The following is a 7,221-nucleotide window of genomic DNA, read 5'->3' as shown; positions in this document are numbered from 1 at the left end:
GAAGCCTTTGGTTACTTTGGGCTTTTCAAAGTGACCCGCTGTAAGAGCGGAACCTATATCAGCCATCACAGAGGGAATGGATATGTACACCTGCAAAAAATCTAGCGCCTAAAGCATAGCCATCGCTGGCAAGCCAAGCTCCCACAGGGTCTATGGTGTTTTCGAGAAATTCGTCAGCAGGTTCGGCGCCTTCGTCGCAACGCCGCCCGGAGCACGCTCGCTCCCACCTCAATCGCGTAGTTCGACAATCACGCCAGATCTAAAAATCAAAGCTTGGCAATCGACACTTCCGTCGACTTAACAAACGCAATCACTTCACTGCCCACCTTCAATTCCAGATCCCGCACCGAACGGGTAGTGATCACAGAAGTAACAATCCCGGAAGCGGTTTGCACATCGATCTCAGAAACGACTTCTCCAAGCAGAATTTCCTTGATCACGCCTTTGAACTGGTTCCGCACGTTGATCGCTTTGATAGTCATGTAGAGGCTTCCTGTCTGTAGTCAATGAGGTGCACCACTGTGCAGGCCTTCAACATGCACCTTCTCGAACAACAATAAAAGAAATAAATAACTACATGTTTATTTCTTAATCGAATATAAAATCACTCCTAAGCTAATGCTAAAAAATTCTTTATAGATTGATTTTTAGAACCATAAGCTAGCCGACAGTCTTTCTCATTCCTTGACTGTCGAGACCACCATGCGCCATGCCAACAAGAAACGCTCCACACGCTTCCGCCTGCCCGCCCTTGCCAGTCTGGCCGTGGCGCTGACCCTCAGCATTGCGCTGCCGGCCCAAGCTCGGGACACGGTGCGCATCGGCTACCAGAAATCTTCGACCCTGATTACCCTGCTGAAAACCCAAGGCACGCTGGAGAAAACCCTGGCGGCAAAAGACATCGACGTCACTTGGCATGAGTTCTCCAGCGGCTTGCCGCTGCTCGAAGCGCTGAATGTCGGCAATGTCGATATCAGTGCCGACGTGGCCGATACCGTGCCGATTTTCGCCCAGGCCGCCCAAGCCAAACTCACCTACTTTGCCGAGGAGGCGCCTTCGCCTTCAGCCCAGGCGATCGTCGTTCGCAAGGATTCGCCGCTGCAACAATTGGCAGATCTGAAAGGCAAGAAAGTCGCGGTGACCAAAGCCGCCGGGGCGCATTACCTGTTGATCGCCGCGCTGCAAAAGGCTGGCCTCAAGTTCTCCGATATCGAACCGGCGTACCTGTCACCCGCCGACGGTCGCGCAGCGGTCGAGAACAATAAGGTCGACGCCTGGGTCACCTGGGAACCCTTCCTCACCGGCGTGCAACGCCAATTGCCGACGCGCATCCTGGCCGATGGCACCGGCCTGGCCAGTTACAAACGCTATTACCTGACCAGCACCTCCTACGCCAAAGCCCATCCTGAAGTGCTGAAACTGGTGTACGCGCAACTGCACCAGGCTGGCGAGTGGATCAATCACAACCCAGCCGACGCGGCAAAAATTCTCGGGCCGTTGTGGGGCAACCTGGATGCAGCCACCGTCGAAGCCGCCAACACCCATCGCAGCTACAAGGTGCAGCCAGTAAAAGCTGATCAATTGGGCGAACAGCAAAAAATCGCCGATGCCTTCCTCGCCGCCGGCCTGTTGCCCAAAGCGGTGGATGCCAGCGATGTCGAGATCTGGAAGCCCTGAGTCCGCATTCACTTTCGCCCTCAAAACATGACTTTCCATCGCCTTGTCTGGAGCCCTTTCATGAAAGCCCTTTCACGTTTTTCCTTGGCCAAGTCCCTGCTCGGCGCCTGCGCCCTCGCGCTGAGCCTGCAACCACTGGCGCACGCCGCCGAGAAGCCGCCGGCCGAGGTCAATCTGGACTACGCCTATTACTCACCGGTAAGCCTGGTGCTCAAGCATTTCGGCTTTCTCGAAAAAGCCCTGCCGCAGACCAAGGTCGGCTGGGTGCTGAGCCAGGGCAGTAACCGTTCGCTGGAATACCTCAACAGCGGTGGCGTCGACTTCGCCTCATCGGCCAGCCTCGCGGCGGTGTTGAGCCGGGCCAATGGCAGCCCGATCAAATCGGTGTACGTCTACAGCCGCGCCGAATGGACCGCGCTGGTAGTACGCAAGGATTCGCCGTTCCAGACCGTCGCCGACCTCAAGGGCAAGAAGATCGCCGCCACCAAAGGCACCGACCCGTACCTGTTCACCCTGCGCAGCCTGCAAAAGGCCGGGCTGAGCAAGGACGATGTCGAGCTGGTGCACTTGCAGCACCCAGATGGTCGCACCGCGCTGGAGAAAGGTGACGTCGACGCCTGGGCTGGCCTCGACCCGCACATGGCTGCCAGCCAGGTGCAGGCCGGTTCGCGCCTGCTGTACCGCAACACTGATTTCAACAGCTACGGCGTGGTCAGCGTTACCGAGACCTACGCCAAGGAACACCCGGAAACCATCAAGACCGTGCTCGGCGCGTATGAACAAGCGCGCCAATGGGCCGTGAAAAACCCTGATGAACTGGCCAAGCTGCTGGCCACCGAATCCGGCCTGCCGCTGGACGTGGCCAAGCTGCAACTGTCACGCACTGACCTGGCGAGCCCGCAACTGACCGCCAAGGACGTGATCGCTTCGAAGGCTGCGGCGCCGATCCTGGTCTCCGAGGAACTGGTGCGCCGCGGCGTCAACGTCGATCAGGTGATCGATCAATTGATCGTCACCGACGCCAAGCAAACCGTGGCCGGCCAGTAAGCCGAACGACCGTCGTCGACGCCGCGCCTCGGTGCGGCGTCGACGTGATCACGGCGACCTGCCGTTGGAAATCTTTTTATGACCAGCAAAAGTAAAGACCTGCCGGCCAACCTGACCTTGGCCCAGGCAACCCGCACGGCGTCGGTCAACCCTGCCTGGCGGACCCGCCTCAAGGGTCTGGCCCTGCCGATCCTGATCATCCTGCTGCTGGAATTCATCGTGCGCATCGGCTGGCTGCCGTCGTACCAGATGCCAGCGCCGAGCGAGATCGCGGTGACCCTCACTGACCTGGCCGAAGGTGCGTTGTGGAAGCACATCAGCGCCAGCCTGCTGCGGGTGTTGCTGGGCTTTGCGATTGGCGCCAGCCTGGCGTTGTTCTTCGCCGCGTGGGTCGGCCTCAGCCGCGAAGCTGAGGCTTATCTGGAACCGACCTTCGCCGGTTTGCGTTCGATTCCGAGCCTGGCCTGGGTGCCATTGTTGCTGCTGTGGCTGGGCATCGACGAGACCTCGAAGATTGTCCTGATTGCTATCGGCGCGTTCTTTCCGGTGTACCTCAACGGCGTCGCGGCGATTCGCGACATCGACCGCAAACTGGTGGAAGTCGGGCAAATGTACGGTTTCAATCGGCGCCGCCTGGTGCGCCGCATTCTGCTGCCCGCCGCCCTGCCCGGCCTGTTCACCGGGTTGCGCAGCGGCATGAGCCTGGCCTGGATGTTCCTGGTGGCCGCCGAACTGATCGCCGCAACCAAAGGCCTTGGTTATTTGCTCAGCGACGGTCGCGAAACCTCGCGCCCGGACATCGTGCTGGCGGCGATCATCGTACTCGCGGTGCTCGGCAAACTCAGCGACGGCGTGCTCGCGGCCCTGGAAAAACGCTTCCTGACCTGGCGCGACACTTTCAACGGCCAAGGCGCTGAGGATTGAACATGAGTGAAGCCCTGCTAAACATCCGCGTCGATCGCAAATCCTTCGCCAGCACCACGGTGCTGAAAAACATCAACCTGCACCTGCAACCCCGGGAAGCGGTGAGCCTGCTCGGGCCCAGCGGTTGCGGCAAAAGCACCCTGCTGCGGATCGTCGCCGGCCTGGAAACCGACTTCCAGGGCGAGCTGCGACGGGGCGCCGCGCAAGTGGCGTTCGTGTTTCAGGAACCGCGCCTGATGCCGTGGCTGACCGTGGAACAGAACATCGGCTTCAGCGATGACCGCGACTACGACAAAGCCTGGGTCACGCAACTGATCGAGGAGGTCGGCCTCAGCGGGTTTGCCCAGGCGCTGCCGAAAGCCTTGTCCGGCGGCATGGCGCAGCGCGTGGCGATTGCCCGAGGCCTGTATTCGCGACCGCAAGTGCTGCTACTGGATGAACCCTTCAGCGCGGTCGACGCCTTCACCCGCATGAAGCTGCAAGACCTGCTGCTGCAATTGGCCGAGCACCACGCCATTGCGTTATTGCTGGTGACCCACGATGTCGACGAAGCGCTGTACCTCAGCGATCGGGTGCTGGTGATGGACAACCGGCCGAGCAGCATCCGCCAGGCACTGGCGGTGCAACTGGCGCATCCCCGTGATCGACGCGACCCGCTGCTGGCCCGGCTCAAGGCCGAAGCCCTGACCGAGCTGCAACAGGCGCATGTGATCTAGACTCAGGCCTTGGCCAACAGCGCCGGGTCCACCGGCAAGGTCCGCAAGCGCTTGCCGGTGGCGGCGAAAATCGCATTGACCACCGCCGGGGCGATGGTCACGGTCGACACTTCGCCGAGGCCGCCCGGTGACTCGCCGCTGTCGATGCGGTGGGTCTCGATTTGCGGGATTTCATTGATCCGCAGCACCCGGTAGCTGTCGAAATTGGCCTGCTCGACCTGGCCATCCTTGAAGGTGATGTTGCCGAACAACGCCGCGCTCAAGCCGAACACCGTACCGCCCTGGATCTGCGCGACCACGCTGTCGGGATTGATCGCGATGCCGCAGTCGACCACGGTGGTGACCTTGTGCACCGTCACTTCGCCGCGCTCATTGACACTGACCTCCGCCACCTGCGCGGCGTAGGTGCTGAAGCAATGGGTCAGCGCCAGACCACGGCCTCGACCGGGTGGCAGCGGTGAAGTCCAGGCGGATTTCTCCCGCAGCAGTTCCAGCACCTTGCGCGCTCGCGGGTGCTGCTCCAGCAACGGATAACGGTACTCGAACGGATCGGCCTGGTTGAGCTGGGCCAACTCGTCGACCAGGCCTTCGACCATAAAGCCGTTCTGCGTATGCCCGACCCCGCGCCAGAACGCCGGGACGATCCCGGTCGGCGGCTCGTGCCGCACGTATTGCACGTTGATATTGGGAAAAGCGTAAGGACCTGCCGCATCGCGGATCGCATCGCGGTCGATGCCATTGACAAACGCCGCCGGCGCCCAGCGCGCGAGGATCGAACCGCCGGTGACCTTGTGCGTCCAGGCCACGGGGCGGCCCTTATCATCCAACGCGGCGCTGAGGTGGTTGTAGTGAAACGGCCGCAAGGTGCTCTGGCGCGTGTCTTCTTCCCGCGACCAAATCACCTTGAGCGGGAAATTCACCTGTTTGGCGAGTTTCACCGCATCCGACACAAAATCGACTTCCAGGCGCCGGCCGAAACCGCCGCCGATCAAATGGTTGTGGACCACTACTGCATCTTCCGGCAAGCCGGTAAGTTGCGCGGCCATGGCTTTGGCCCGCGCCGGTACCTGGCTGCCAAGCCACAAATCGCAGCCGTCCTTGCGCACATGCACGGTGCAGTTCACCGGTTCGAGGCAGGCGTGGGCGAGAAACGGCACCTGGTAAATCGCCTCGACGGTTTTCGCCGCTTTGGCCTGCGCGGCTTTGACATCGCCGACGTTGCGCACCTCGACACCGGTTGCCAGCGACGCCGCCCTGATGTTTTCCAGCATCCCGGCGCTGCTCACCTGGGCGTTGGCGCCGGGATTCCACTGCACCTGCAGCAGCGCCAGGCCTTTGCGCGCGGCACCCATATGGTCGGCGACCACCGCCACCGAATTTTCGGTGCGCAGCACTTGGTGGACATTCTTCAGCGCCAGGGCGGGCGCCGGGTCTACGGACGCCAGGGTCCCGCCCTTGATCGGGCAGAGCATGATCGCCGCGACTTTCAGGCCTTCAGGTTGCACATCGATGCCGAACTTCGCCGTGCCGTTGACCTTGCCCGGCGAATCCGTGCGCTTGGCCGGAGTGCCAATCAATTTGAAGTCGCTGGGGCTTTTCAGCGGGATGCTGGTGGGGAACGGCAACTGCGCGGCGGCGTCCACCAACTCGCCATAACCCAGTTGTCGACCGCTGAAAACGTGCAGCACCTTGCCGCGCTCCGCCGTGCAACTCTCGACCGGCACCCCCCACTGTTTGGCCGCTGCGCTCACCAGCAAAATACGCGCGGCGGCGCCGGCTTCGCGCAGCGGTTTCCAGTTACCCGGCACCGAGGTCGAACCACCGGTGACCTGAAACTTGAGCATCGGGTTGGCATAGCGTTTGTCATCCGCCGGGGCGTGTTCGATGACCACTTGATCGAGGCCGACCTCGAGCTCTTCGGCGATCAGCGCTGGCATTGAGGTGTAGGTGCCCTGGCCCATTTCCACTGGCTGGATGGTCAGGAACACCCTGCCTTGATGGTCGATGCGCACATAGGCGTTCGGCGCGAAGGTCTGGTCTGCCGCCAGCGCGTCGCGCATCAGCACCGGCAGGCTGAAACTGATCACCAGGCCACCGCCCAGCGCAGCGCCGGCCTTGAGGAAACCCCGGCGGCTGACGCCAGCCGCTGTGGACTCTTGAGGGAATTGGCCGGCCTTCATGAGTTGGCCCCCACGTTCACAAAAGTGGGATGGCCGGCGGCGATCTTGATGGCCTCGCGCACCCTTACATAAGTGCCGCAGCGGCAAATGTTGCCGGCCATCGCCGCGTCGATGGCTTGATCGTCCGGGTTGGGGTTACTGGCCAGCAACGCGGTCGCCGACATGATCTGCCCCGATTGGCAGTAACCGCATTGCACCACTTCGTGGGCCAGCCAGGCTTCCTGGATGCGCTTGCCCGCGGCGGTTTCAGCGATTGCTTCGATAGTCGTGATATCGGCCGCCGCGAGGGCACTGACCGGCATCATGCACGAGCGAATCGGCGTCCCGTTCATGTGCACCGTACAGGCGCCGCACAGCGCCATGCCACAGCCGAACTTGGTGCCGGTCATGCCGAGCATGTCGCGCAGCACCCACAGCAGCGGCGTGTCATCGTCGACGTCGACCTCGTGGACGACACCATTAATTTTCAGACTGTGCATCGGGACTTCCTCATCAGGCCAGGTTGTTACCGGTGCATCCTAGGAGTGCCCCCGAGCTTTGCCCACGGCGCCCGAATCGGAAAATGATTACATGAGGTTACCGCTGCCCTGACAGGCCCGAACAGCAAGCCCTGCGGGGACTATCGAAGTTTTCTGCATGGGCTTTGAAGCAAAACTTAACAATCGCTGCAGGCGGGG

The 7,221-nt window shown here is 61.5% G+C and carries 7 protein-coding genes; 4 read left to right on the top strand and 3 right to left on the bottom strand.

Annotated elements, in window-relative coordinates; genetic code table 11:
• Window positions 1–266: 266 nt before the first annotated feature.
• Window positions 267–482, bottom strand: a complete 216-nt coding sequence (locus RG836_RS00765; RefSeq protein ID WP_003173733.1) for a TOBE domain-containing protein — start codon at window positions 480–482, stop codon at window positions 267–269.
• A gap of 220 nt (window positions 483–702) precedes the next feature.
• On the opposite strand from RG836_RS00765, the gene RG836_RS00760 reads away from it, so the two are divergent.
• The 4 genes from RG836_RS00760 (at window position 703) to RG836_RS00745 (ending at window position 4,364) form a co-directional block, all read left to right on the top strand.
• Window positions 703–1,677, top strand: coding sequence for an aliphatic sulfonate ABC transporter substrate-binding protein (locus RG836_RS00760; protein WP_310842376.1), 975 nt, complete (start codon window positions 703–705; stop codon window positions 1,675–1,677).
• Between the two features lie 60 nt (window positions 1,678–1,737).
• Window positions 1,738–2,724 carry an aliphatic sulfonate ABC transporter substrate-binding protein gene (locus RG836_RS00755; protein ID WP_310842375.1) on the top strand — a complete coding sequence of 329 codons (987 nt, stop codon included), beginning with the start codon at window positions 1,738–1,740 and terminating at the stop codon, window positions 2,722–2,724.
• Window positions 2,725–2,802: 78 nt separating this feature from the next.
• Window positions 2,803–3,648: an ABC transporter permease gene (locus RG836_RS00750; protein ID WP_310842373.1), complete on the top strand. Its 846-nt coding sequence runs from the start codon at window positions 2,803–2,805 to the stop codon at window positions 3,646–3,648.
• A 2-nt stretch (window positions 3,649–3,650) separates the two neighbouring features.
• Window positions 3,651–4,364 carry an ABC transporter ATP-binding protein gene (locus tag RG836_RS00745; protein WP_310842371.1) on the top strand — a complete coding sequence of 238 codons (714 nt, stop codon included), beginning with the start codon at window positions 3,651–3,653 and terminating at the stop codon, window positions 4,362–4,364.
• A gap of 2 nt (window positions 4,365–4,366) precedes the next feature.
• Here RG836_RS00745 and RG836_RS00740 read toward each other — a convergent pair whose 3' ends face one another.
• Both RG836_RS00740 and RG836_RS00735 read right to left on the bottom strand, forming a co-directional pair.
• The gene (locus RG836_RS00740; RefSeq protein WP_310842370.1) at window positions 4,367–6,544 is read right to left on the bottom strand and encodes a xanthine dehydrogenase family protein molybdopterin-binding subunit; all 2,178 of its coding nucleotides are present in this window, start codon (window positions 6,542–6,544) and stop codon (window positions 4,367–4,369) included.
• Entirely contained in the window at window positions 6,541–7,023 is a 483-nt protein-coding gene (locus RG836_RS00735) for a (2Fe-2S)-binding protein (RefSeq protein WP_310842367.1), read from the bottom strand. Before RG836_RS00735 ends, RG836_RS00740 begins: the two co-directional genes overlap by 4 nt.
• Window positions 7,024–7,221 lie beyond the last annotated feature (198 nt).

It is taken from the genome of Pseudomonas rhizozeae, from assembly GCF_031583775.1.
GTDB lineage: Bacteria > Pseudomonadota > Gammaproteobacteria > Pseudomonadales > Pseudomonadaceae > Aquipseudomonas.
Note: the sequence above shows the minus strand (reverse complement) of the source record. Positions and strands in the feature narration are given on the sequence as shown.

Excerpts from the sequence above, each read along its gene's own strand:
- RG836_RS00765 (WP_003173733.1), bottom strand. The coding sequence starts at position 482 with ATGACTATCAAAGCGATCAACGTGCGGAACCAGTTCAAAGGCGTGATC.
- RG836_RS00755 (WP_310842375.1), top strand. The coding sequence starts at position 1,738 with ATGAAAGCCCTTTCACGTTTTTCCTTGGCCAAGTCCCTGCTCGGCGCC.
- RG836_RS00735 (WP_310842367.1), bottom strand. The coding sequence starts at position 7,023 with ATGCACAGTCTGAAAATTAATGGTGTCGTCCACGAGGTCGACGTCGAC.
- RG836_RS00750 (WP_310842373.1), top strand. The coding sequence starts at position 2,803 with ATGACCAGCAAAAGTAAAGACCTGCCGGCCAACCTGACCTTGGCCCAG.
- RG836_RS00745 (WP_310842371.1), top strand. The coding sequence starts at position 3,651 with ATGAGTGAAGCCCTGCTAAACATCCGCGTCGATCGCAAATCCTTCGCC.
- RG836_RS00740 (WP_310842370.1), bottom strand. The coding sequence starts at position 6,544 with ATGAAGGCCGGCCAATTCCCTCAAGAGTCCACAGCGGCTGGCGTCAGC.
- RG836_RS00760 (WP_310842376.1), top strand. The coding sequence starts at position 703 with ATGCGCCATGCCAACAAGAAACGCTCCACACGCTTCCGCCTGCCCGCC.